The organism is Lacticaseibacillus parahuelsenbergensis, assembly GCF_030770265.1.
GTDB lineage: Bacteria > Bacillota > Bacilli > Lactobacillales > Lactobacillaceae > Lacticaseibacillus > Lacticaseibacillus casei.
Genome location: NZ_CP132482.1, coordinates 2,210,889 through 2,236,400, shown reverse-complemented (window position 1 = coordinate 2,236,400; position 25,512 = coordinate 2,210,889). Strand labels below are relative to the sequence as shown.

24 protein-coding genes, 1 other RNA gene and 1 riboswitch are annotated in these 25,512 nt (G+C 49.5%); of the genes, 21 read left to right on the top strand and 4 right to left on the bottom strand.

The window, feature by feature from the left end:
• The first annotated feature begins 78 nt into the window (after positions 1–78).
• Positions 79–5,961, top strand: a complete 5,883-nt coding sequence (locus LACPH_RS10425) for a S8 family serine peptidase (RefSeq protein ID WP_306386852.1) — start codon at positions 79–81, stop codon at positions 5,959–5,961.
• Between the two features lie 163 nt (positions 5,962–6,124).
• Here LACPH_RS10425 and LACPH_RS10420 read toward each other — a convergent pair whose 3' ends face one another.
• Positions 6,125–7,060 carry a LacI family DNA-binding transcriptional regulator gene (locus tag LACPH_RS10420; RefSeq protein ID WP_087912641.1) on the bottom strand — a complete coding sequence of 312 codons (936 nt, stop codon included), beginning with the start codon at positions 7,058–7,060 and terminating at the stop codon, positions 6,125–6,127.
• Between the two features lie 113 nt (positions 7,061–7,173).
• Complete coding sequence (locus tag LACPH_RS10415; RefSeq protein ID WP_049171660.1) at positions 7,174–7,587, bottom strand: hypothetical protein; 414 nt, start codon at positions 7,585–7,587, stop codon at positions 7,174–7,176.
• 318 nt (positions 7,588–7,905) lie between these two features.
• Between LACPH_RS10415 and mprF the strand changes: the two genes are divergently transcribed.
• The 15 genes from mprF to LACPH_RS10340 all read left to right on the top strand — a co-directional run bounded on the left by mprF (position 7,906) and on the right by LACPH_RS10340 (position 20,080).
• Positions 7,906–10,515 carry a bifunctional lysylphosphatidylglycerol flippase/synthetase MprF gene (gene mprF / locus LACPH_RS10410; RefSeq protein ID WP_049171657.1) on the top strand — a complete coding sequence of 870 codons (2,610 nt, stop codon included), beginning with the start codon at positions 7,906–7,908 and terminating at the stop codon, positions 10,513–10,515.
• An 86-nt stretch (positions 10,516–10,601) separates the two neighbouring features.
• Positions 10,602–11,198, top strand: coding sequence for a class I SAM-dependent methyltransferase (locus LACPH_RS10405; RefSeq protein ID WP_306386851.1), 597 nt, complete (start codon positions 10,602–10,604; stop codon positions 11,196–11,198).
• Positions 11,199–11,255: 57 nt separating this feature from the next.
• Positions 11,256–11,582 carry a hypothetical protein gene (locus tag LACPH_RS10400; RefSeq protein WP_010492041.1) on the top strand — a complete coding sequence of 109 codons (327 nt, stop codon included), beginning with the start codon at positions 11,256–11,258 and terminating at the stop codon, positions 11,580–11,582.
• Positions 11,583–11,976: 394 nt separating this feature from the next.
• A complete protein-coding gene (tadA, locus tag LACPH_RS10395; protein WP_306387706.1) occupies positions 11,977–12,456 on the top strand; it encodes a tRNA adenosine(34) deaminase TadA in 480 nt (159 codons plus the stop codon).
• Between the two features lie 16 nt (positions 12,457–12,472).
• Positions 12,473–12,559: signal recognition particle sRNA small type (gene ffs / locus LACPH_RS10390), an RNA gene on the top strand.
• Positions 12,560–12,749: 190 nt separating this feature from the next.
• Positions 12,750–14,450, top strand: coding sequence for a DNA polymerase III subunit gamma/tau (dnaX, locus tag LACPH_RS10385; RefSeq protein ID WP_306386850.1), 1,701 nt, complete (start codon positions 12,750–12,752; stop codon positions 14,448–14,450).
• A gap of 16 nt (positions 14,451–14,466) precedes the next feature.
• Positions 14,467–14,775 carry a YbaB/EbfC family nucleoid-associated protein gene (locus LACPH_RS10380; protein WP_049171649.1) on the top strand — a complete coding sequence of 103 codons (309 nt, stop codon included), beginning with the start codon at positions 14,467–14,469 and terminating at the stop codon, positions 14,773–14,775.
• Between the two features lie 84 nt (positions 14,776–14,859).
• Complete coding sequence (gene recR, locus LACPH_RS10375; RefSeq protein WP_010492034.1) at positions 14,860–15,459, top strand: recombination mediator RecR; 600 nt, start codon at positions 14,860–14,862, stop codon at positions 15,457–15,459.
• Positions 15,459–15,722: a YaaL family protein gene (locus LACPH_RS10370; protein WP_025012716.1), complete on the top strand. Its 264-nt coding sequence runs from the start codon at positions 15,459–15,461 to the stop codon at positions 15,720–15,722. Before recR ends, LACPH_RS10370 begins: the two co-directional genes overlap by 1 nt.
• Before the next feature lie 246 nt (positions 15,723–15,968).
• Complete coding sequence (gene tmk / locus LACPH_RS10365) at positions 15,969–16,613, top strand: dTMP kinase (protein WP_306386849.1); 645 nt, start codon at positions 15,969–15,971, stop codon at positions 16,611–16,613.
• A 162-nt stretch (positions 16,614–16,775) separates the two neighbouring features.
• On the top strand, positions 16,776–17,105 hold the full coding sequence (gene darA, locus LACPH_RS10360) for a cyclic di-AMP receptor DarA (protein ID WP_010492028.1): 330 nt from the start codon (positions 16,776–16,778) through the stop codon (positions 17,103–17,105).
• On the top strand, positions 17,105–18,082 hold the full coding sequence (gene holB / locus LACPH_RS10355) for a DNA polymerase III subunit delta' (protein ID WP_306386848.1): 978 nt from the start codon (positions 17,105–17,107) through the stop codon (positions 18,080–18,082). Before darA ends, holB begins: the two co-directional genes overlap by 1 nt.
• Positions 18,083–18,086: 4 nt before the next feature.
• Positions 18,087–18,425: a DNA replication initiation control protein YabA gene (locus LACPH_RS10350; RefSeq protein ID WP_005687107.1), complete on the top strand. Its 339-nt coding sequence runs from the start codon at positions 18,087–18,089 to the stop codon at positions 18,423–18,425.
• 1 nt (position 18,426) lies between these two features.
• Positions 18,427–19,284 carry a 16S rRNA (cytidine(1402)-2'-O)-methyltransferase gene (rsmI, locus tag LACPH_RS10345; RefSeq protein WP_306387705.1) on the top strand — a complete coding sequence of 286 codons (858 nt, stop codon included), beginning with the start codon at positions 18,427–18,429 and terminating at the stop codon, positions 19,282–19,284.
• A gap of 52 nt (positions 19,285–19,336) precedes the next feature.
• On the top strand, positions 19,337–20,080 hold the full coding sequence (locus LACPH_RS10340) for an acyl-[acyl-carrier-protein] thioesterase (protein WP_306386847.1): 744 nt from the start codon (positions 19,337–19,339) through the stop codon (positions 20,078–20,080).
• Positions 20,081–20,168: 88 nt separating this feature from the next.
• On the opposite strand, the gene LACPH_RS10335 is transcribed toward LACPH_RS10340, so the two are convergent.
• Complete coding sequence (locus tag LACPH_RS10335) at positions 20,169–21,149, bottom strand: asparaginase (RefSeq protein ID WP_306386846.1); 981 nt, start codon at positions 21,147–21,149, stop codon at positions 20,169–20,171.
• A 377-nt stretch (positions 21,150–21,526) separates the two neighbouring features.
• Positions 21,527–21,621: riboswitch (THF riboswitch) on the top strand.
• A gap of 37 nt (positions 21,622–21,658) precedes the next feature.
• Between LACPH_RS10335 and LACPH_RS10330 the strand changes: the two genes are divergently transcribed.
• Positions 21,659–22,177 (top strand): folate family ECF transporter S component, encoded by a 519-nt coding sequence (locus LACPH_RS10330; protein ID WP_039639299.1) that lies wholly within the window; start codon positions 21,659–21,661, stop codon positions 22,175–22,177.
• Here LACPH_RS10330 and LACPH_RS10325 read toward each other — a convergent pair.
• Complete coding sequence (locus LACPH_RS10325) at positions 22,174–22,329, bottom strand: hypothetical protein (RefSeq protein ID WP_306386845.1); 156 nt, start codon at positions 22,327–22,329, stop codon at positions 22,174–22,176. The genes LACPH_RS10330 and LACPH_RS10325 overlap by 4 nt on opposite strands.
• 53 nt (positions 22,330–22,382) lie before the next feature.
• On the opposite strand from LACPH_RS10325, the gene LACPH_RS10320 reads away from it, so the two are divergent.
• The 4 genes from LACPH_RS10320 (at position 22,383) to tsaD (ending at position 25,430) form a co-directional block, all read left to right on the top strand.
• Positions 22,383–22,994, top strand: coding sequence for a hypothetical protein (locus tag LACPH_RS10320; RefSeq protein ID WP_370531178.1), 612 nt, complete (start codon positions 22,383–22,385; stop codon positions 22,992–22,994).
• 138 nt (positions 22,995–23,132) lie between these two features.
• A complete protein-coding gene (gene tsaB / locus LACPH_RS10315; RefSeq protein WP_049171633.1) occupies positions 23,133–23,855 on the top strand; it encodes a tRNA (adenosine(37)-N6)-threonylcarbamoyltransferase complex dimerization subunit type 1 TsaB in 723 nt (240 codons plus the stop codon).
• The gene (gene rimI, locus LACPH_RS10310; RefSeq protein ID WP_306386844.1) at positions 23,839–24,372 is read left to right on the top strand and encodes a ribosomal protein S18-alanine N-acetyltransferase; all 534 of its coding nucleotides are present in this window, start codon (positions 23,839–23,841) and stop codon (positions 24,370–24,372) included. Before tsaB ends, rimI begins: the two co-directional genes overlap by 17 nt.
• Before the next feature lie 35 nt (positions 24,373–24,407).
• Complete coding sequence (gene tsaD / locus LACPH_RS10305) at positions 24,408–25,430, top strand: tRNA (adenosine(37)-N6)-threonylcarbamoyltransferase complex transferase subunit TsaD (protein WP_306387703.1); 1,023 nt, start codon at positions 24,408–24,410, stop codon at positions 25,428–25,430.
• Positions 25,431–25,512: the final 82 nt, after the last annotated feature.

Genomic DNA, 25,512 nt, shown 5'->3' with positions numbered 1-25,512 from the left:
TTTAATCGTATATAATCCTAACTATATCGAGCAGGGTTTTGATTGGTTGTGGAACTACCGGGAATTGGAGGGTATTGGATGCAAACGAAAAAGAAAGGGCTATCTATTCTCTTAGCCAGCACTGTTGCATTGGGCGCGCTGGCGGTTTTACCGGTCGGCGAGGTCCAGGCTAAGGCAGCTATCTCGCAACAGACCAAGGAAAAGTCACTGGCAAAGACCGTTGCGGCCGGGCAAACGGCGACCGATACAACAAGCGCCGTCACGAATCAGGCCATTGCAACCCAGTTAGCGGCAAAAGGCATTGATTATCACAAGCTGAACAAGGTGCAACAGCAGGATACTTATGTCGATGTGATTGTTCAGATGAGTGCAGCACCTGCATCTGAAAATGGCACCTTGAAGACGGATTACTCCAGCACCGCCGAGATTCAGCAAGAGACGAACAAGGTCATTGCCGCGCAAGCAAGCGTGAAAGCCGCGGTTGAACAGGTGACCCACCAGGCAGCCGGGGAAAGTTATGGCTATGTGGTCAATGGCTTTACCACGAAGGTCAGAGTGGCGGACATTCCGCAGTTGAAGCAAATTGCCGGTGTCAAAACCGTCACACTCGCTAAGGTTTATTATCCGACCGATGCCAAGGCCAATTCGATGGCGAATGTCCAGGCGGTTTGGTCCAATTACAAATACAAAGGTGAAGGAACCGTTGTTTCAGTCATCGATACTGGCATTGACCCGACGCACAAGGATATGCGGCTGAGTGATGACAAAAAGGCCAAGCTAAAGCGTGCGGATGTCGAGCAATTTACCAAAACCGCTAAGCATGGCCGGTATTTTACCGACAAAGTACCGTATGGGTTTAACTATGCGGATAACAATGACACCATTACCGATGATACCGTCGACGAGCAACACGGGATGCATGTGGCAGGGATCATCGGCGCAAATGGTACCGGAAGTGACCCGACCAAATCCGTTGTCGGCGTGGCTCCGGAATCACAATTGCTGGCGATGAAGGTGTTCACCAATTCGGATACTTCCGCAACGACAGGATCATCGACGTTGGTTTCGGCAATTGAAGATTCGGCCAAATTAGGGGCGGATGTGTTGAACATGTCGCTTGGTTCGGTTTCCGGCAACCAAACGCTTGCAGATCCGGAAATTGCCGCGGTGCAAAATGCCAATGAATCCGGCACGGCGGCGGTTATTTCTGCCGGCAACTCCGGCACATCCGGCTCGGCAACCGAAGGCGTCAACAAAGATTATTATGGCTTGCAGGATAACGAAACGGTGGGCAGCCCCGGAACGGCGCGTGGCGCAACCACTGTGGCGTCGGCGGAGAATACCGATGTGATCGGGCAAAGCGCGACAATTACCGATGGCAGCGGGCTGAAACTCGGACCGGAGACGATTCAACTTTCAAGCAATGATTTTATCGACAGTTTTGACAAGAAGAAGTTCTACGTGGTGAAAGATGCCACTGGTAAACTCAGCATCGGCGGCGCCAGCGATTACACGGCCGACGCCAAAGGAAAGATTGCCATTGTCAAGCGCGGCGACATTGCATTCACCGACAAGCAAAAGTATGCCGAAGAAGCAGGCGCGTCCGGTTTGATCATTGTCAATAATGACGGGACAGCTACTGCGCTAACCTCGATCAAACTCGATGCGACCTTCCCGACATTTGGTTTGTCCAGTGTCACCGGCCAGAAGCTGGTTGATTGGGTAACGGCGCACCCGAATGATGAATTGGGTGTCAAAATCGGGTTGGCCCTGTTACCTAACCAGAAATACAACGCCGATCGGATGTCAGACTTTACTTCCTATGGCCCGGTTTCTAATCTGGCTTTTAAGCCGGATATCACGGCGCCAGGCGGTAATATCTGGTCCACACAAAATAACAATGGTTACACTAACTTGTCTGGAACCTCGATGGCGTCGCCGTTCATCGCCGGCTCACAAGCTTTGTTGAAGCAAGCACTCAACAACAAGGACAATCCGTTCTACGCTGACTACAAACAGTTAAAAGGCACGGATTTGACCGATTTCCTTAAAACGATCGAGATGAACACCGCTCAGCCGGTCAACGACATCAATTATAACAACGTCATCGTCTCGCCGCGGCGGCAAGGGGCAGGGTTTGTCGATGTTAAAGCCGCCATCGATGCGCTGGAAAAGAATCCGTCGACGGTTGTATCCGAAAACGGCTATCCGGCGGTTGAATTAAAAGATTTTACCAGCACCGACAAGACGTTCAAGCTGACCTTCACTAACCGCACCAAGCATGAGCTGACTTATCAAATGGACAGTAACGAAGATACCAATGCTGTCTATACTTCCGCGACCGATCTAAATTCTGGTGTGCTTTATGATAAAAAGATCAATGGTGCGGCGATTAAGCCAGATGGCGAAATCGTGGTACCGGCAGGCCAGTCAGTTCAGGTGGGCTTCACGTTATCGTTGCCTAAATCTTTTGACCAACAGCAATTTGTCGAAGGTTTCCTGAATTTCAAAGGCAGTGACGGTTCACGATTGAATCTGCCATATATGGGCTTCTTTGGTGATTGGAATGACGGCAAGATTGTCGATAGCATTAACGGCCAGACTTATGCGCCTGCCAGTGGTAACTACGGGACCGTGCCTGTCATTACCAGTCGCAAAACAAAGAATCAGTTTATTGGCGGTCTGGTGAACGATGCCAGTGGTAACCCGACGATTGATGAGAAGGCCATCGCTATCTCCAGTAGCAAGGATGCTATTTATAACGGAATTAGCATGCAGTATTATCTACTGCGCAACATCAGCAATGTTCAGGTTGACGTGTTAGATGGGCAAGGCAATAAGCTGACAACGCTTAGCAGCTCGACCAATCAGACGAAGACTTATTATGATGCGAATGCTGGTATGTACATTTATTATCAGGCGCCGACTTGGGATGGCACTTACTACGATCAGCGTGATGGCAACATTAAGACTGCTCAAGATGGAAGCTACACGTATCGACTTTCAGGTGTTCCTGAAGGCGGCAACAAGCGGCAGACTTACGATGTGCCGTTCAAACTTGATTCCAAAGCGCCGGATGTTCGCAACCTGTCGTTAACGTCCAAAAATGAAAACGGGAAAACGGCGTACTATCTTAAAGCCGAAGCCAAGGATGAGCTCAGTGGATTGGATGCAGCAAAGGATATCAAAACATCCATTAATGACGTCACCAATCTGGAAGGGACGTTCACAACAACCGGCACGACTGCTGACGGTTACACACAACTCGAAGTGCCTTTGACGGATAAACAGGCGCAGGCTTTAGGCGAAGGTGATAATCAGGTTGAAGTTTACCTCACTGATAACGCATCGAACCCGACGTATCAATCGGCCGCGGTTCAGAAACCGGGATCAACGACCTTCAGTCTGATTGTCAATGGCGGCGGGTTACCGGATAAGATTTCAAGCACAACCGAGAACTATGAAGCGGGCAAGCAAGGCGGTAAGTATACCTTTAGTGGCACGTATCCTGCGCCGGTTTATGGCACCTACACCGATGCACAAGGCAAAAAGCATGACCTGACGACCTCGTATGATGCTGCAACTAATAGCTTCACCGCCTCTATGGCATTGACGGCGGATGATTATGTCACCAAGGTTGATCTGTATGCCGACAAGGCGCACACACAGTTGCTAAAGCATTTTGACACCGATGTTCGCCTGACCTCTCCGACTTTCCGCGACTTGAAGATCAACAATAACCAAGACCAGACCTCTGAAAGCACGGTTAAAGTCACCGGAACCGCCAGTGCGGATACGAAGCAAGTCACGATTACGAACGGCAGCACCAAAACACCGGTAACGTTGGATAACAAGCATCAGTTCAGTGTCGACGTGCCGGTCAATTATGGTGACAACACGCTGAAAGTGACAGCTGAAGATGAAGATGGCAACACCACGGTTAAAGAGCAAAAGGTAAACTCGACCTATGACGCTGACGTGCTAAAGGACGCAGTGACCTTCGATGAAGGTGTTCACTTCGGGGCGAACGATCTGTCGAACATTAAGCAGGTCAAATACTATGATCCGAAGACCGGGATCGCGACCATCACCGGTAAAGTCAAGCATCCAACCACGACACTGCAGGTTGATGGGAAGCAGGTACCGATTAAGAATGATCTGACCTTCAATTTCACGCTGAATTTAGGCACCGCGGGACAAAAACCGTTTGGCGTTGTTGTCGGCGATACGACCCAAAACAAGACTTTCCAAGAGGCTTTAACGTTCACTTTGGACGCGATCGCACCAACGTTGTCCTTGGATCAGCCAACCGACAAACCGGTTTACACGAATGATCCTAATTTCGGGATTACCGGAACAGCGACTGACAATGTGAATTACCTGGAACTTGCGATCAACGGCAGCAATGTTGCCAGTCAGTACGCCGATGTCGATATGAACAGCGGTAAACCGGGACATATGGCAATTGATCAGACTGTCAAACTCCTTGAAGGGAAAAATGTTTTAACGGTGGCTGTCACTGACAGTGGCAAGAATGTCACGACCAAGAAACTGACAGTGTACTACGAGCCGAAGAAAACATTAGACGCACCAACTGTCACGCCAAGTACGACCGATCCGGCTAAGCAGGTGACGTTGACCGCCAAAGCCGCAGCAACTGGCGAAACCGTTCAATACAGTGCGGATGACGGCAAGACGTATCAGGATCTTCCGGCAAATGGTCTAAATGTGACGGCTAATGGCACCTTTAAGTTTAAGGCCGTTGACTTGTATGGCAATGAATCGCCGGCGGTAGACTATGTTGTTAAAAATATCAAGACGGATGATCCGGCTCAGTTACAGCAGGCGAAAACAGCCTTGCAGGATCTGATCGCCAAGGCAAAGACAATAGCCGCAACCGGCAAGTATCTCGACACTTCGGTTACAGCGCTGAATTCCGCGGTTGCGACGGCACAAACGGCGTTGGATCAAGCTGATGCAACGATCGACTCTCTGACAACTGCTACCAATCAGTTAACAACAGCGCTCAACCAGTTAACGCTTAAATTGCCAGCAGATCAACAGGATGCGCTGCTTAATAAACTACAGTCGGCTAAAGATGTTCTAGGAACAACGTTTGGTGGTCAGACAAATTCAGCAACCGGAATGACATTCAATGCCGAGTTAGACGCGTTGACTGCAGAAACCAAGGCCGGCACGAGCACCGCCGACCAACTTGATGCCAACTTCAATAAGATGTTGGATGCGGCCCTGACGCAATTGGCGAAAACAGTTAAAGACGGCACCCCGGCATCGGTTGGCGATACTAAGGACACTACCACTGGTCTGACTTGGTACGCAGAGATTGATTCCGCGTTGAAAGCTGGGACGACAGCAACCACTGACACACAGAAGATTGCTCAGTTACAAGGCTTGTTTGGCTTAAAGACCAAAATTGCTGCGGCGGTTGAGGCTGCTAAACAAGCTGGTGACAACGGTAGCAATTCGAATAACGGTGGCACAACTAACGGAGGCAGCGGCAGTAGCTCCAATAATGGTGGTTCAAGTGGCGGTGATACCGGCGGCGATTCGAACAACGGTGGCGCAACTAACGATGGCACCGGTAACGATTCGAATAATGGTGGTGGCGAAACGCCGAATCCAGGAACCGGAAAGGGCCAAACGCCAGGTGATGGCGGTGGCACGCCATCTGACATAAAACAACAACCATCGACACCAACCGGCGACGGGACGCAACCACTAGGAACGGCTGGGAAAGATGACACGACACCGCAACCACCGACATCAACTGGTCAAGGTGGTGGCACTTCCTCACACGGTACAAATCAGCAAGCATCCAAGAAAGACACCTTGCCGAAAACGGCCGAAGTCGCTCAGACAGCCGGGTTGGCATTCCTCGGCGCTTTCATCACAAGCATCGTCGGGTTTCTTGGGGTTAATCGTCGGCGTAAAGAACATTAACGACGGGCACTGAGCTCAGTGATTCTCGATATTAACTGATCGTCACGAAGTTCAGGTTCGTGGTTCCATTTTCAACAAAAGCGGCACGCAATCAGGGTGGTCCCTGTCATTGCGTGCCGTTTTTGAATTGTTTTATATGCTGATGAGCGCTGACGAGTTAAGGTTAATCTCGAAGAATTAAATCCGACTGAATCACCGTTTGCGCGACTTCAGCACGTAATGCCAGCTTTAAAGCCGCTGCACCGATTGCTGTGACATGATGATCAATGGTACTCATGTTCAGCAGATGGCTGGAAAGTTGATTTTCCTGACCCATCAGTGGTGGGACCGGGAGATGGTGATCAACAAAATATTGGCGCACGCCAGCGGCAATATCATCCCCATTGCCGAGAATAAAATCGGGATGCTGCGGCGCCAATTCAGCGCCGGCGTGATAGCCATCCTGAAAGGTCCGCATTTGATAAACGACCAGCGAATGTGGGGGACGTTGCCCGAAAACGTCTACGTAGCTGTTGATGGTCAGTTTACTGGTAGCACTTTGCGCGTACGGACGGCTTAGCAGCAAAGCAATTTTGAGATAACCTTGTGCTTGCATCCATTTAAACGCTTTTCGATAAGCGGGCGTCCGCTCGGCGTATGCAGCTGCCAATTTGACACGGCCGGGATTTTCACAAACGACAATAGGACCATATTTTTGGTAAGCGGCAATCGTTGTCAAACTGAGCCCATGGGAGGTGAAAATAAGTCCATCAAAAGCATGGCGGCGTAAGGCTTCCAGATAGGTTTCTTCGAGGTTCTGGTCGTAACGCGAAGGCAGAATGACAGCGTGATAGTTGCCAGCCATGGCGGCATTGAGTATGCCTGTGACCAATTGTTGGAAATAAGGATGGTCGGTGTGCGGCAGAATAACGCCGATTGTGCGCGTTTTGCCAGCGCTTAGGTTTTGCGCCATGGTGCTGGGCACATAGTCTAGCTGATCAATGACGGCTTGGATTTTAGCGCGTGCCGAAGCCGAGACGTAGGGATGGCGATTCAAGACACGGGAAACCGTTGCCGTTGAATAGCCTGAAAGCCGCGCAATATCGTGAATATTTGCCACATTATCATCTCCCCATTCAGTATAACAGAGCCTGTTTTTGTAACAGGCAAAAGCCGGCATGCGCGTGGTGGATAACGCTACCCGGCATGTCGGCCTATGGTAATGCACACATTTTAGGCAATCGCGGCAGTCGCACTTTGGGTCATGCTTTCTAGGCTTTGATCGGGATCATTAGCTGCTGCAATGGTTGCCAGCCACTCGTGGATCGTAACATCATCGGTTGCCACTGGGACGAGCAAGACCACAGCACCGCTGATCTGATGGTTACCGGCCCATGGTAAGGACTTGCCAAAGTCAAAGCCGATGACAATCGGTTCAGTCAACTTGCTGACATGACCATACGTCAGTACCACTTGATCGCCCATCGTTTGCGTCGGCTCCGCGGCACTGGCCAGCAACGAACTCAATACTTCTTGATAGTCAAAATCATAATCATTGGTTAGTTTCAGTGCAATACCTTTCAAAGCACCGATTTGTGTGTCTTGATAAACGGAAAGTTCTGGGTAAAAGTGTGCTTGCATTAACATGGTGCAACCTCCTTTAGTGAAACGTTCAGGGACCTTCATTAACAAGTGTGATTTGTATCGGTGGAACAGTCGCGAAAACAACTGATGTAACAATTGATTTCTTAATGGTGATCACACATATTTGTTATTTCCTAACTGCAAACACAGTGTAATTTGTGTAACGCGTTTCAGGTCAAGCGTTTTTATTCAAAAATTTTTGGCGTGCTTTCAGATGTCAGCGCAACCTTACACCGTCTTACAAAAAAGTCAGAATGAGTGCGGTCGAGGCGGGTTTTCCCTATAATGAATGAGAATACAGGCACGGAGGACGCAGAAAAAATGAAGAGACTCTTTCGAGAAGTCGGAACGTTTTTAAAAAAACATCTCACAACGCTAAAGGTGCTATTTGTGTTGGCAGTCCTGGTGTTTGTGATTGTTCAAGTCGGACGGATCAGTCAGGATCTCAGTGGCGAGCAAATGCGAGCCAGCCTGGCAACCCAAAGTCCGGTTTCGTTACTGATTTTGTTGGTGGTGGGCTTAATCGCCGTCACACCAATGCTGATTTATGATTTTGTAATCACGGAACTGCTGCCGGGCCATTATAAACGCAGGTATGTTGTGAAGTCCGGCTGGATCGTCAATACTTTTACCAATATTGCCGGTTTTGGCGGCTTATTGGGTGCTAGCTTGCGCGCCAATTTCTACCACGAAAAGGCGACCCAAAAGCAGGTTCTATTTGCCATTTCGAAAATAGCATTGTTTTTGTTGGCGGGACTGTCATTGTGGTCGATGATTGGCATCGTGGTTATTTTCGTGTTCGGGATTGGTCAGGAATTCTCGAATTACTGGATTTGGCTAGTTGGCGGTGCCGCTTATTTTCCGTTGTTGATGTTGGTCACCCATTTACGAAATAGCGAATTTTTTGCGGATATGCCGTTGAAGCGGCAACTGCGCTTGACCTTGGGCTCGTTTCTTGAGTGGGGCAGTTGTGCTGCATTCTTCTTGTTGATCGGGTACTTTCTTGAAGTGCATGTGCCGTTGCTGTCGATTTTGCCATTGTTCATGGTGGCTAATGTTATCGGGGTCGTTTCGATGGTGCCCGGCGGCTTGGGTTCGTTTGATGTCCTGATGATTGTCGAGCTTGGTCAAATGGGACTCGATAGCAATGTTGCGGTTGTTTGGCTGCTTTTTTATCGGTTGTTTTATTATGTGATTCCGTTTCTGATCGGCGCTGGTTTGTTTGCGCAGGATGCAGGGAAACGACTGAATGCTTATCTTGAAGGTTTGCCGGTTCAGCTGATTCGAAAGGCAGCCTTTGGTTTTCTGGTCGTCTTCCTGTACTTTTCGGGGATTATGTTGCTATTGCGCGGAGTTGCGCCGGATCTTGCTTTCAGTAACACGCTTTATCAACGGCTTTATCCATATACCTTCCTGTTTTTGGATCGGGTTACCAATGTGGTTGTCGCCTTTTTGATTCTTGGGTTCGGACGCGGCATTGCCAGCCGGGTGAAGCGGGCTTATTGGCCAACCGTGATCGTTTTGATCGTTGCGATGGTAGCCTCCTTGCGTGAAGATAATCATCTGCGGTTCATTATTTTCCTGGTGCTCGTTGTCTTGGCGTTGATACTGACGCGTCGTGAGCTGACCCGCGAGCGGCTCGCCTTATCGTGGGGCAACAAGTTGATCGACGGCGCAGTGTTTGGCATGACGTTTATCTTCTATGCATTTGCCGCGTTTTATAATGCGCCGGCAATTCATCATCGCCGGGTGCCGGATGTGTTCCTTTTCCCATCAGAGCGCATGTTCTTTACAACCCTGATTGGTGTCATGCTGGCAGCGTTGACGGTTTATTTGATCTTTCGATATCTGTCGGCGCCGACCAAAGATTTGGCTGATCCTTATGACGAGGAGCGGTTGAAGGCAGTGGTTGAAAAATACGGCGGCAATGAAGTCAGCCACCTGGCCTTGATGCGCGACAAATCATTGCGGTTTTATCAAGTCGATGGCGAAGATCGGGTTTTCTTCCAGTTTAAGAAAAAGGCGGACAAGCTGATTATCATGGGCGAGCCGATTGGGGATGAGACCCAGATGGCCGCTGCGATCGGCGATTTCATGAAAGAAGCCGATAAGCAGGATATGTCGCTGGTGTTCTATGAAATCAATGAAAACCTGACGATGAAGCTGCATGAGTTCGGGTTTGATTTTATGAAGTTTGGCGAGGAAGGCTATGTCGATGTGACAACCTTCACGCTGGCCGGCACAAAGCGCAAAGGTGAACGGGCCTTGATGCATAAGTTTGAGCGTGAAGGCTATACTGTTGAGCTGCTTAAGCCGCCGTTTGATGACACTTTAATGCACGAATTAAAGGCCGTGTCTGACTCTTGGTTAGACGGGCGCAGTGAGAAAGGCTTTAGTCTGGGATTTTTTGACGAGCATTATCTGAATGAGGCTCCAATTGCAGTGGTGCATAGCCCGGAAGGCAAAATTGTGGCATTTGCGTCAGATATGCCAAGTGGTAATCATGAAGTCACGAGTATTGATTTGATGCGGTCAAGTACCGATGCACCGTCTGGCATTATGGACGAGGTCTTTATCAATCTGTTCCGATTGGCAAAGGAACGCGGCTACAAGTACTTCAATATGGGGATGGCCCCGCTGGCAAACGTCGGGACATCGAATTATTCCTTTGTCGAAGAAAAGATTGCCCATTTGGTGTACGAGTATGGCTATCGGTTTTACGGATTCCAGGGGTTGCGCTCCTATAAAAACAAATATGTAACGGAATGGGTACCAAAGTACGTTGCTTATCGCAAGCGGACGTCATTACTCTTTACACTATTGCAAATCATGATGGTGGTGAGCCAAAAGGTGACCTTGACGACTTCTAACAGTTGGTGGCCAAAACGATTGGCTTGGGTCAGCCGTCTTGGTCAGGGGATTGATAAGTAGCCGAATGATACGAATAAAGGTGCGAAAAAGCGCCATTAACGTGTAAAATACTGGTAGTGCCAGGCAAATAGGAAGGCGGCTTATCAATGCAGCATTATTATACGAACGATCCTGATTTAGCCCATGATGAACACAGCTTTGATTTTGAGCTCGGCGGTCACGTTTTGCACTTGACGACCGATAATGGCGTTTTTTCAAAACACACCGTTGATTTTGGCAGTCGGGTTTTGATTGCTAGCGTTTTAGCGGCATCTCTGCCTGACGGGCCGATTCTGGACGTGGGAACGGGTTACGGGCCGATCGGACTTGCCTTGGCCAAATATTTTCCTGAGCGGCAGATTACCATGAGCGATGTGAATGAACGGGCGCTTGCGTTAGCCAAGAAAAATGCTGCCGACAATGAGATTACCAATGTGACGATCCTCGAAAGCTCGATGTACGACCAAATTGATGGCCAGTTCGGCGTCATCGTGACCAATCCGCCGATTCGAGCCGGCAAAGCAATTGTTTCCGGAATTCTCGCCGGAGCAGCCGAGCATTTATTGCCTGGTGGCCAGTTATATGCGGTGATCCAAAAGAAACAAGGTGCGCCATCAGCCTTGAAGCTAATGAAAGCGACTTATAAAACGGCGGAAGTCATTAAAAAAGAGCATGGTTATTACATTCTCAAGGCGAGTCAATAACAGTTTCAATACTTGACGTGGTAAACTCGTAGTAAGGATAGAAAGGAGCAGATTTAGATGACAAAATCGAAGTACTTAGCAGCAGGTGCCATTGCGGCGGCTGTCCTTGCAACCGGTGCGTTTGTTTGTGCCAAAAATCTGACGGAATATTTTGAACGCAGGCAACAACGCAAACAGGTTGAAGGCTTTGTGAAGAAGATTTTCGGTGACAGCGATCGGGTTCAGAGCATTCTGGATAAACTGAGTGACGAAGACGTTGCCAGTCTGCTCCGGGTCAGCGACAAGCTACGCAGCCTCAAAGACAGCGCCAGCGAATACGCCGGATCGGCACGTGAACAAGGCATGGCCGCGCTTGATCGGTTGAAGAGCGCTTTGAATCGCTAAACAATTGAATGGCGATTAGAAAAGCGTGGGCAATAATATGTTCCGTGCCGTGCCAAACTCCGCAATCTCCGGCCAGAGGGGGCTGGAACGCTGTGGGCACGACTTTGAACCCGCAAAGTGCGCGGTTTCAAAGCTCGGCCTTGTTGTAGGCGGGGCAAAAAGCGCCCCACCAACAACAATTTCACAGCTGAGCCCCCTCTGGCCTCCGATTGCTACGCTTTGGCACTGGAATTTTAATGTTCTGACAAATTGACCTTGGATATGAAGCGAGCGATATTAATTTCGTTCGCTTTTATATTTGTCTATGAGTCGGTTTTTAACAAGATTCTTACAATCCAAAAATGGAGGCAGATTTTCCGTGGCCGAGACCGAAGAAACAGACATCAACCAATATATGGAGGCCGCACTAGCCGAGGCCAGAAAAGCCGCTGCGATTGGCGAAGTGCCGATTGGTGCTGTGGTTGTTCATGATGGCCAGATTGTCGGCCGGGGCCATAACCTGCGTGAGACTTCTCAAGATGCCACGCAACATGCCGAAATTATTGCTATTCAGGCAGCCTGTCGCAAACTTGGCACCTGGCGCCTGGAAGATTGCCAATTATTTGTCACACTGGAGCCTTGTCCCATGTGTGCCGGCGCGATGATCAATGCGCGGATTGCCACGTGCTATTTTGGCGCAACCGATCCTAAGGCAGGCGTTGCCGGGACCTTTTACAACTTGCTGGAAGATTCGCGGTTTAACCACCAAGTTGCCGTGGTTGGCGGGATTAAAGCTGAGGCCAGTGCCGCATTGTTGCAAAGCTTTTTCCGAACCATTCGCGCAAAACGAAAAGCCGCTAAACAGGCTGGTCAAACGCGTGAAAATCAGGTATAATGGTTTTTGCCGAAAGGCCTTAAGGCAATGGTGACTTTCCAAATTGTGTCAGGTCCGGAAGGAAGCAGCACTAAGGTAAGTTCGTCATGTGCCTTTTGTTATTGAGAAATTGACCGGTCGCTTTCATCACGAAGCGGCCGTTTTTGTTGTCATCATGTCAGGCAATTTTGTTCCGAGCTATGGTAAACTAGAACGAGGTTTTGACGTCCATCACGATGAAGGTAGACGTCAATAGTCAACAAATCGTTTAAGTGAACCTGTGGCATCTGCAACAGGTTGAAAGGGGCGTTAAGGTGAGTTATCAAGCGTTGTATCGGGTCTGGCGCCCGCAACAGTTCAAAGATGTCATTGGCCAAGATGCGATTACCAAGACGCTGAAGAATGCGTTGATCACCGGACAGACAAGTCACGCCTATCTTTTTACCGGCCCGCGCGGCACCGGGAAAACGTCCGTTGCCAAGATCTTGGCGAAGGCGCTAAACTGCCTGAACCTGAAAGATGGCGAACCGGATAATACCTGTGAAATCTGTCAGGCGATTAATGATGGCAGTCTGACTGATGTGATTGAAATCGATGCGGCCTCTAATAACGGGGTCGATGAAATCCGTGATATTCGGGACAAAGCGAAGTATGCGCCGACCCGTGCGCGCGTTAAGGTTTATATCATTGATGAAGTGCACATGCTTTCAAGTGGTGCCTTCAATGCTTTGCTGAAAACGTTAGAGGAACCACCGGCACACGTGGTCTTCATTCTGGCGACCACTGAACCGCATAAAATTCCGGCAACGATTATTTCCCGAACACAACGCTTTGATTTTCGCCGCATTACGCCGGAAGACATTGTCAAACGCATGCGTTTTATCCTGGACGATAAAAAGATCACTTATGACGACGCTGCGCTTAAGGTCATCGCCAAGGCGGCTGAAGGCGGCATGCGTGACGCTTTGTCCATTTTGGATCAGGTTCTGAGTTTTGGCGATAATCATGTTACCACCGAAGATGCCTTGGATGTTACCGGTGGCGTGACAACCGCGGTGCTCGGCAAGTATCTGGCAGCGGTGCTGGCCAAAGATCATGCCCAGGCATTGAAAATGATCGAGGATTTGCTAGCGGCCGGTAAAGATGCTGGCCGACTCATTGAAGACTTGATCGAATATTTACGCGACTTACTGGTCAATCAACAGGCACCATCCTTACTAGGAGACTTGGAAAAGAGTCTGCTAGACGATCAATTCAAAATTTTAAGTGAAAATTTCAAGCCGGCGCAGATTTATCACATGATTGATGTGTTGAACAATACGCAGCAACAGCTACGAATGACCAATCATCCGGAAATCTATCTGGAAGTGGCCACAGTTCGGCTAAGCGAAACCGCCGCGCCTGCCGCTGCCCCCGTGGCTGCGGAGCCGGCCGACTCGCCGAAGCTGGACCAGCTTTCGGCTAAGATCAAACAGTTGAGTGATCAACTCAAACGGGTTGAGGCAAATGGCGGCACAGTACCACCGCCGACCCGAACGCGGAAGCATGTGAAGGCCAAAGCCAGCCATGTCAACCGCAAGGCGATTTATCCGATTCTTGGCGCGGCCACGAAGCAAGATTTAACCAATCTGAAGGATGTCTGGCCGGATTTGTTGGGGATGTTGAGCATCACCAAACGCGCCATGATGAAAGTCAGCGAGCCGGTCGCCGCCAGTCCTGACGGCGTGATTGTCAGCTTTGATTACGATATTTTGGTTGAACGCGCCATGAATGATGCCGCATTGATGACCGAGTTGGAAAACGGCTTACAGAAGCTGACCGGCAAGCAGCCTAAGATCGTGCTGGTTCAAAGCGATGTCTGGCCAACGATTCGTAAGGATTATATTCAGGAACTTAAAGCACCGGCGGCCAAAGGAAAAAGCGCCGACACCAAGCCAAAAACGCCACCGGTTGTCAACAAGATGACTGAGCTTTTTGGTAAAGATGCACCTAATGTTACGATCAAAAATGACTAGAAAAGGATGATCAAATATGCGTGGAATGGGCAATATGCAAGGTATGATGCGTCAAATGCAAAAGATGCAAAAAGAAATGCAGGCGGCACAGAAAGAACTTTATGCAACGGAATTCGAAGGCAAGTCAGCTTCCGATATGGTCACCGTCAAATTCACCGGTGAAAAGGTCATGAAAGATATCCAGATCAAGCCGGAAGCCATTGATCCTGACGATCCTGATATGTTGCAAGATTTGATCCTTGAGGCAGTTAATCATGCGATGAGTGAAATTGATAAGCAAACTCAGGACAAGTTAGGTAAATATACCCGCGGCTTGCCGATGTAGCGTGCCGCGCCAGTCTATCCAATCTGGTAGGATGACGACTGCCGCCACATAATGTTTTGAACGTTTTCAACAAGAGGGATGACTATGCAATATCCGGAACCAATCAGTAAATTGATTGACAGTTACATGCGTTTGCCCGGTATCGGGGCGAAGACAGCCACCCGACTGGCTTTTTACACGATTGATATGGACAAGGATGATGTGACGGCTTTTGCCAAAAGTCTGGTGGCGGCTAAAGAAGACCTGCATTATTGCTCGATTTGCGGCAACATTACCGATGAAGATCCTTGTTCGATCTGTCGGGATAAAAGTCGCGACCAAAGCACGATTCTGGTCGTTGAGCAGCCTAAAGATGTGATGAGCATTGATCGGGCTCAGGATTATCACGGCCTCTACCACGTCCTTCATGGGGTGCTTTCGCCGATTGAAGGTCGGGGACCGGAAGACCTGAACATCGAAAGTCTGTTGAAGCGCTTGAAGACGAACACGGCTGTCAAAGAAGTGATTATTGCGACGAATGCAACGCCTGAAGGGGAAGCTACGGCGCAGTACCTTGCGCGACTCATCAAACCGGCCGGCATTAAGGTGACGCGGCTTGCTCACGGGCTGGCAGTCGGCAGTGACATTGAATATGCCGATCAAATGACGTTAATGAAGGCCGTTGAAGGAAGGACTGAACTGTAATGTTTGGACGCAAGCGGATCAAGGTCAAAGAGGAAAAAGACGAAGAACTCATGATGCTTGTTTACCGAGTTCGTGACCAGATGGCAGCTCAGCGCAAACTTGTTGCGACTTTCCGCGAAGTCGACGAAGAGACGAAATCACAGGTGGCGCTTGAAGCTGCCTTATTTGATTTTCTCTACCGCGAGGCACGCACTCGTAAGATCAAAGGTGAGGTCGTTGCTAAGGTCGCTGCCGAGCAGATTGCGGAGTTTAGGGATTTGTAAAAGCGCCGACTTAGTTATGGACCGCGTACCATGTTAAATAGATCATAAGATGATTCTGATTCACTGAATATAGCTTTTCGATTGACGGCAAATGGTGATGATCGCACGATAAGATCGGCCATGGCCGTTTTTCTTTTTTCAGTATCATCGTTGGGGCGTTTTGAATGTTCACCGGCGCAGATAAATTTTTAATTGTGAAACATATCAAGTAAAATAGACTTAATTCTAAAAAAGGAGCAGCATATCGTGACAGGGACGTTTATCACATTTGAAGGCCCGGATGGTGCAGGAAAAACCAGTGTCTTGGAAGCATTAATTCCAAGGCTTAAGGCGCAATCACAGGCCGCCTTGCATCTCACCAGAGAACCCGGAGGCGCCAAGATTTCCGAAAAGATTCGTGACGTGATCCTCGATCCAGCTAATACAGAGATGGATGCACGTACCGAAGCATTGCTGTATGCGGCTTCTAGGCGGCAACATTTGGTCGAGGTGATCCAACCGGCGCTTGCACAAGGTGATATTGTTATCTGTGACCGGTTTGTCGATAGTTCTGTTGCCTATCAAGGTGGTGGTCGGCAAATCGGTACACAGGCGGTTTTGCAAATGAATCAGTTTGCGACAGCCGGGCTTGAACCGAATTTAACGATTTACTTAGACGTGCCGGTGCAGGTCGGTTTGGATCGGATTGCGGCCCATCAACATGAGCGCCAATATGATCGACTCGATCAGGAAAGCCTAGCCTTTCACGAACGAGTTCATTCGGCCTATATGAAGTTGGTGGCGGATAATCCAACGCGAATTGTCACGGTTGATGCCACTCAGCCGCTTGCAGCAGTTGTCACGGCAGCAGAGGCAGCGATTACGAAGCGGTTCCCATCGTTGTTCGGATGATGGTGGCGGGCTGGCTCACCATAACGCGTTTGCCAGCCCAGAAACCTGCGTGTAAGGACCTTGAGCGCAATGGCCTAAGCCCGGGCCATCACGCTCAAGGCCGCTTACACTCTGGTTTCTAACCGGGCTGGCTCACGCTCACTCTCATAAGGAGGACATACCATGAAACTCATTCTCGCAATTGTTCAAGATAAAGATAGTAACTTACTCAGCAGTCAATTTATTGATGCCAACATTCAGGCGACCAAGTTGTCTACCACGGGCGGTTTCCTGAAGGCGGGGAATACGACGTTTATCATCGGGGTTGCGGATGAACGGGTCGATGACGTGTTGAAGATTATCAAGGAAACTTCGCAGACACGGCAACAGTTTATGACGCCGCCGGTTAATCTTGACGCGACATCAGACAGTTCCATGGCTTATCCAGTTGAGGTTCAAGTCGGCGGCGCCACCGTCTTTGTCCTGCCGATTGAATCTTTTCACCGCTTCTAATGGCTAAGTTTTTGATTGATTCGTTGCAGCCTAAGTTAGTCGCCCAATTTGCCCGAATCATTGACCGCAAGCAACTGGCCCAATCCTATTTGTTTGTGGGACCAAAAGGTGCCGGCAAGTTGGAACTGGCTGAATGGATTGCCTTGCGCCTATTTTGCCAAAATGTCCAAGACGGTGCTCCTTGTGGCGAATGTCCTGAGTGTGAGCGTATTTTGAATCACAATCATCCGGATGTGATGGTGCTCAAAACCAGTACCCAGAGCATTAAGGTTGATGATATTCGCAACTTGAAACAGGAAATGAGCAAAACCGGCGTGGAAGGCAACCGACGCGTGTTTATTGTTGAAGATGCTGATAAAATGACGGCAGGAGCGGCTAATTCGTTACTGAAGTTTTTTGAAGAGCCGGTTCCGGGCATGACGGTGATTCTCACCGCATCATCGAAAAATCAACTTTTGCCAACAATTTTATCGCGGGCGCAGGTGATTACATTCCAAAGCCCTGATCGGCAGGCAGTCATTGCCAAATTAGAAGAAGACGGTGCCAATCCGCAATTGGCGCGGGTGGCTGGCCGGTTAACCGGTAATGTCAGCGAAGCTCAGGAATTATTGACTGCCGAGGACTTCCAGGATCGGGTCAATCGCGTGTTTCAGTTGTTGGACCGTTTGGCTGACCATGATCCTGAAAGCTTTGTGCGGGTGCAGACCCAATTGTTACCGGTTGCCAAGGATGCTGCGGCACAACGTCAGGTTTTAGCGCTGATCGGCTTGGCGTATGCCGATGCCTTGAATCGCCATTTTGAAATTGCGGCGACGCAACAGCTGGATATTCCGGCGGTTGCTGAGTTAGCGAAGTTATCGAGTCGGCAACTGACCGATGCTTTGCAGGCCATTTTGACGGCCCAGGTGCGCTTGAACCAAAATGTGACGTTTCAGTCGGCAACAGAACAGTTAATGCTTAAACTCTTAGAAGGGTGATCTTGTGGAAAAGAAAGAACTGTACGATGGTTTCTTAGTCCTTGAGAAACACGCCCAGCAGATGCTCAAGGAAATTGCGGCGATGAAAGACGATATGGCGGAGACGCTAGAACGTAACGCGGAACTTGAAATCGAGAATAAGCATCTGCGTCAGCACCTGGCAGAGCTGGAAAAAGATGACAACAAAACCAGCGATGGCGGCGTTGAGTTATCCAAGTCGAAGCAGAACCTGGAAAGCCTCTACAATGAAGGATTCCACGTTTGCCCGATGTTTTATGGCCAGCGCCGGGTTAATGACGAGCCATGCGCCTTTTGTCTTGATATTATTTATGGGGAGAATTGATTTGGAGCAGCAACGAAGCTTTGGGTCGCATACCACCGGGACTTTGTATTTGGTGCCGACACCGATCGGAAATTTGGATGATATGACTTTTCGAGCGGTGGCGATTTTAAAAACGGCTGATTTAATTGCCGCGGAAGATACGCGCCATACGCAGATGTTGTTGAATCATTTTGCGATTACGACCAAAACCATTTCATTTCACGAACATAATACCCAAATGCGCATTCCGGAGTTGTTGGCGAAACTGGAGGCCGGGCAGACGATTGCTCAGGTGAGTGACGCGGGGATGCCGTCGATTTCCGATCCCGGCAAGGAATTGGTCCATGCGGCGATTGAACATGGTGTGCCGGTGGTTCCGCTGCCAGGGGCCAATGCTGCGACAACGGCCTTGATTGCCTCCGGATTGCCACCGCAGCCATTTTTGTTTTATGGGTTTCTACCGCGCAAAGCCGGCGAAAAGCAACGCATTTTGGCTAAACTGGCTACCGAACCGGCTACGCTTTTGTTCTATGAAAGTCCGCATCGGGTCGGGAAAACCCTTGACGCGATGTTGGAAGCATTTGGTGATCGCCAGGCCGTTTTGGCGCGGGAATTGACCAAAAAGTTCGAAACCTTCATCCGCGGCACAATCACGGAACTGCAAACGTATGCAGAGAATGAGTTGAAAGGCGAATTTGTGATCATGGTAGCAGGAGCACCGGATAAGCCAGTTGTTAAAAGGGAGGTACCGTTCAAAGACCAAGTGGCCGCCATCGTTGCCACCGGCGCTAAACCGAATGCGGCGATCAAGCTGGTCGCCAAACAAAATGGGGTTGCCAAGCAAGTGGTCTATGATGCTTATCACGAATTAAGTAAGTGAGTGGATTTACTGACTAACAGGAACAAGTCGAAACGAAAGAGAAGGGATTTTCATGGGAAAAGTCTATGAAGAAGATTATCGCATTCCAGGCTTTCTGGGTGATCGGTTTGGCCGTGCGGGCTTAGCCAATATGATGAATGTGATGCTAGAAGTGTCTGAACGTCAGTTGGAGAAGCTGCATGCCGGCATTGATGCCATCAGTGAATTTCATGCGGGTTGGGTGATTACCCAGTATCACATGGAAATCCAGCGTATGCCGAAAATCGAAGAATTGTTGCGGGTCGGGACCGAAGCTACGACTTACAATAAATATTTTACTTACCGTGATTACTGGATTGACGATGCGCAAGGTAACCGGCTTGTTTCCGTCAGCAGCAATTGGGTTATTATGGATTTGCGCACGCGTAAAATCGTCGATGTTATTCCCGAGCTCGTTGAACGGGTTGGTGCGGTTTCCGATCGCAAAATTAAACGCTTCCCGCGATTCAAAAAGGTCGATCACCCGGATGGCGAAGAGACTTTTCATGTGCGCTATTTTGACATTGACAGCAATGGCCATGTGAACAATGCCCATTATCTGGAGTGGATGGAAAACAGTCTTGGATATGACTTTTTGAGTTCACATACCTTGCGTGGTGCCGATATTCGCTACGAACGCGAAGTGGCGTATGGGACGAGTCCCAAAGCCCAGTTTCAGGCCGATCCGGATGACCCCATGCGAACCTTACATCGGGTTATTACCGATGGTGAAGTGAACGCCGAGGCCCAGATGATTTGGGATGACTTTAAAGCGTAAGTTTTGTATGACTCATGCTAAAGTGCCAAAAAAGCAGTTCTAGGGACAAAATCTGTCGCCTAGAACTGCTTTTCATTCATTAGCTCAATTAACTCACGGCATTATCAACGAAGTCAGCGAGTGCCTGGCCGCGTTTACCATCACTCAGACCAACTTGCAGCTTGATGCGCGCTTTCTGGCCGTTGAGTCCCTGACAGAAGATGATGCCCATTTTTTTGAGTTGGACACCGCCGCCTTCGTAATTGTAGACGGCTTGAGCAACCCCATTGAAGCAGCGGGAGACCAGCACGATCGGCACGTGCCGGTCTAGTAGCCGCTGGATAGCCGGCAAGGTGGCTGGTGGGAGATTACCGGCGCCGAGCGCTTCAATGGTCAGACCGTGGATATTTTCCGGGAGTGCGTTAAACAGCGTGCCGTCCATCCCTGCGTAGGCTTTGATCAAGAAGACGTGGTCAACAAGGTGGTCAATGGCACAGACTTCCTGGTTGATCAATTCCTGGAAGAAACGCACGCCATCTTTGGTGACCAGCCCAACCGGCCCGAATGTCGGCGTCCGAAAAGTTGCGACGTTAGTGGTGTGGGTTTTGGTCACAAAACGGGCGGTATGGATTTCATCATTCATCACGACCAAGGTGCCCTTGTTCCGCGACTCGTCGCTGGCAGCGGTTTTAATCGCGCTTTGCAGATTTTCCAGCCCATCGCTGCCAATTTCGTTACTGGAACGCATGGCGCCGGTGACAACGACCGGCATGGCGGAATCCAGGGTGAGATCCAAAAAATAGGCGGTTTCTTCTAAAGTATCCGTGCCGTGGGTGACGACCACGCCGTCAGCACCGTCTTTTTCCGCTTGGCGGATGCGTTTGACCAAGGTGAGCATCCGCTCGGGAGTCATGTGCGGCGATGGTAGATTAAAAATCTCCTCACTAGTCAGTTCGACGCCGGCTGGCACAAAACTATCGGCGCCGAGCAAGGGATTATGCTTGCTGGGCATGATGTCGCCGTCTCTGGTTTCGGTCATGGAGATGGTGCCGCCAGTATGTAAAACGAGAATATGTTTAGTCACGGTCAAAGCTTCCTTTCAACGGTTATTGAAACTTATTATACGAGATTTTGGGCGTGAGCGTGAGCCAGTGCGTTATAGGTGTGAGAAGGAGCAGGGGCGCTCAGATAAAACTAGCGGTGCACTCATAGTTCTGAGTACACCGCCTTTGAGGGAATCCCTTTGTCAGGGAGTTTTGAGCAACTAAGAAAAATTTGCTTACGAGGCACCATTTTAGCGGACCAATCTGGTAGCAGACTTGGTGTAGCGCTAAAAAATACCGAGAAAGTCGTGAGATAATTTTCACGATGATGTCAAGGGTTGAGTGTGCCTTTAAATACTGATGCGAACGTTCAAGGGGTTCCCTTTGGTTAACTTTCGGTGTACGATAGAACTCGTGACAAAATCTAGGAGTAGGAATCTGCGCGTTAAGTGCTGCTGGAACGGAATGTGAACGGCAGACGAAGACAAAAGTCGCGGTGCAGATGCCGCATTCGCCTGATATTTAGGCGTCTCCGCAAAAAAGGAGATTGCAGCTTATGCAAGTTTTATCGTTTAGTAGTCCCAAGCTTTCCACTCGGAACATCGTGTATATGGCCATGTTGATGGCAATGCAGATTGTTTTGGGTCGTTTTTCTTTTGGTACGCCATGGCTTAAGATCAGTCCGGCGTTTTTCGCTACCATTTTGATGGGGTATTATTTCGGACCATGGCTGGCCGCGGGTGCCGCTGCTTTGAATGACCAGTTGTCGATTATGGTCTTCAATCCGGGCGCCAATTTTCCCGGGTTCACGCTTAGTGCCGCAATTGCTGCAATGATTTACGGCATGTTCTTCCACGGCAAGAAGGTAACGGTTATGCGGACGTTACTTGGTGTCGGATTGGTGTTGCTGATCAGTAATGTCATTTTGACAACGCTGTGGCTGAACATGATGGGGACGCCTTGGCAAGGGATTATCTGGCCACGAACGATTAAAAACGTGGTCATGTTACCGATCCAGACGGCACTGTCTTATGGGACATTAAAAGCCGTCGAACGGATTCGGCCGCATCTTTAATTGACAAAAGTCGTTTTAACACCGACTAAGTAAGTAGCAGCAAGTTTCTCGGTCATCTTCGCGGTGACTTGGAAGTTTGCTGCTGCTTTTTGCATGCTGGCGTGAACCCGCTGGCACAACCTAGCACCCAGTTCATCTAACTGGTCACTCACCGGATTAATTGCTAAAATAGGCGAATCAAAGTTTCTGGAAAGGAAGGCGGACAATGGATCTATTGTTGCTTGGATTGATAGCGGTGGCACTGGCCGGAACCGGTTTATGGGCGTGGTCCTTGGAGCGTAAAATTGTTGCTATGCAGCTGACGACGCACAAGATGATGTACCCGAATCAGGTACGTACTGGCCGGAAAACGTATGTCCGCAACTTATATCGTGAAAATGCTTTGGCGCAGCGGATTCGCCGTGTCGGACTGACAGGCAGCTGGATCAGCGGCCTAGCTTTTGCTTTTGCGATCGGGAATCAGTTTTACAACGAACTGAGTCACTTGCCGCTTATTAGGCGATTTTATATTTTTACGGCAGATTATTTAACCACCCGCAATCAGGCATTGTGGGTGCTGGTCATCAGCGCGGTAGTTGCCGGGTTTGCCTGGATGTGGCTGGCAAAATGGTTGCATGATCAGTTGCTGGCTGCCAACGAGGCGACCGGGATTCAGAGTGCCGCGGACTTGTATTGGACGCCGGAAAGTATCATTCATCAACGTTTATGGCTTAAGATTTTATTACAGATTCTGTTGATGATTGGTAGCATTCTCATTTTGCTTGCCGCGTTGAACGGGGAGCTGCCTAATCCCGGCGAAGCGTGGTTATCCCTGTAGTTGATGGCGCTTATTTGGCCCAGCGCGAGACGGCTGACTAGCGGTTTGTATGCAGCCACACGAATATACCACTCACGCTCTAAGGCCATTTGTGATAAACTATTGCCATGATTGTATCGCCGAAGGGAGGCCTGAATTATGCGATTATTAGCACTTGATACCTCAAATGAGGCGATGTCGGTTGCCGTGCTGGACAATGATCGGTTATTGGCGCAGACGACTATTAATCATGAGCGGACTCATAGTGAACAGTTATTACCAACGATTGACGATTTGGTTGCTGCAAGTGGCTTACAACCCGAAGATCTTGATAAAATTATTGTTGCGGACGGTCCGGGTTCCTACACGGGCATTCGCATCGCCGTGACTACCGGAAAAACTCTGGCATACACGCTGAACATCGCATTGGTCGGCGTCTCCAGCCTGGAAGTGTTAGCGGCAAACATCACGGATACTAAAGCTATGATTGTTCCGATTATGAATGCACGGCGCAACAATGTCTTCACAGGTGTTTACCAGTGGGACAAGGGGAACCTGATTAATGTGGTTACGGATCGCCACGTTCCGCTGACGCTTTTGCTCACCGAGTTGACAACGTTACGGCAACCGGTTATCTTTGTCGGAACCGATGCAGCGATGTTTCGCGGACAGATTATCGAGGCATTGGGCGGTTTGGCTCATTTTGCCCCAGACTGGTTAAATCTGCCGCAAGCGTTGCGACTTGGTCAGCTAGGCAAAGATTTACCACCGGTTTCTGTCTATGATTTTGTGCCGCGCTATTTACGCTTAACGGAAGCCGAAAACAACTGGCTTAAGGCGCATCCCGGCAAAGGACATGATGTTTATGTTGAGAAAGTTTAGGTCGTGGTTTGACCGCACGACGCCTGATGAACTTCAATTTGAGTCACGCACGATCAATGTCCGCAATAAGGAATATTTACTGCGGCGCATGACGGAAGCCGATGTTGACGCGGCATTGGCGATTGAGCGGCGGATCTATCATGATACGCCGTGGGATCGCTATGCGTTTTTCTCTGAATTACGCAAAGTGCGTCATTCATTGTATCTTGCGGTTGAAGATGCCGGCCAACTGGTTGCTTTTGTCGGGACTTGGTTTACCATGAGTGAAGCTCATGTCACGAATATTGCCGTTGATCCAGCTTACCAGCATATGGGACTGGGTCGCTTTTTGATGCAGTTTATGATTGGCCGGGCCATTGAATACGGCAGTGAAAAGGTCACGCTTGAGGTTAGAATAAATAATGATATTGCTAAGCGGCTTTATCATTCGCTCGGTTTTCAAGATGGCAAAGTTAAAAAAGGTTATTATGTCAGCAACCATGATGATGCACTGGATATGTATCGGCCTTTGCCGTAACATCCGGAACCATCATGTTTGTAGAGGAGAACAATGTGGCAGCAAGGGAATTGATCTTAGCATTTGAAAGCAGCTGCGACGAAACCAGTGTGGCTGTCGTTGAGAATGGCAACAAAATTTTATCGAATATTATCGCGACACAAATCAAGAGCCATCAGCGTTTTGGCGGCGTCGTTCCGGAAGTCGCCAGTCGGCACCATGTCGAACAGATTACGCTGGTAACAGACGCAGCACTGAAAGAAGCCGGGGTGACCTACACCGACTTAACGGCCGTGGCAGTCACTTATGGTCCAGGGTTGGTTGGCGCACTGCTGATCGGCGTGACGGCTGCCAAAACGATTGCTTACGCCCATCACTTGCCGCTGATTCCGGTCAATCATATGGCTGGACATATTTACGCTGCCCGCTTTGTTAAGCCGCTGTCCTATCCATTGTTGGCGTTGGCGGTTTCCGGTGGTCACACCGAGCTGGTTTACATGAAAGCTGCCGGTGAGTTCGAGATTATTGGTGATACTAGAGATGATGCCGCTGGTGAAGCCTATGACAAAGTGGGACGGATTTTGGGCATCCCATATCCGGCAGGGAAAGAAGTCGATCGTTTGGCACATTTGGGCCACGATACCTTCCATTTTCCGCGCGCCATGGATAAAGAGGATAATCTGGACTTCAGTTTCAGTGGCTTGAAGTCCGCTGTGATCAATACGGTGCACCATGCCAATCAAATCGGTGAAACGCTTAGCCGAGAAGATCTTGCGGCCAGTTTCCAGGCGGCGGTGGTGGATGTACTGGTTCACAAAACTCAGAAGGCTCTGACGCACTATCCGGTTAAACAGCTGATTGTGGCAGGCGGGGTAGCAGCCAATCAGGGACTCAAAGAATCCATGAACGAAGCGCTGGCCGTGCATTTTCCGGATGTGGACGTGATCGTTCCGCCGTTGCGCTTAACCGGCGATAACGGTGCCATGATCGGTGCAGCCGCACACATTGAATTAGCCAAGCGCCATCTAGCCTCCGAGAATCTTAATGCGGACCCAGGTTTGAGCTTTGCCCATACTTAGGGTCTCGAGCGAATCATCAGCACTTTCGTTGACGGGGGTTCGTTGATTTAGTTAAACTTAACTTATCGATAAGTTTGTTAAC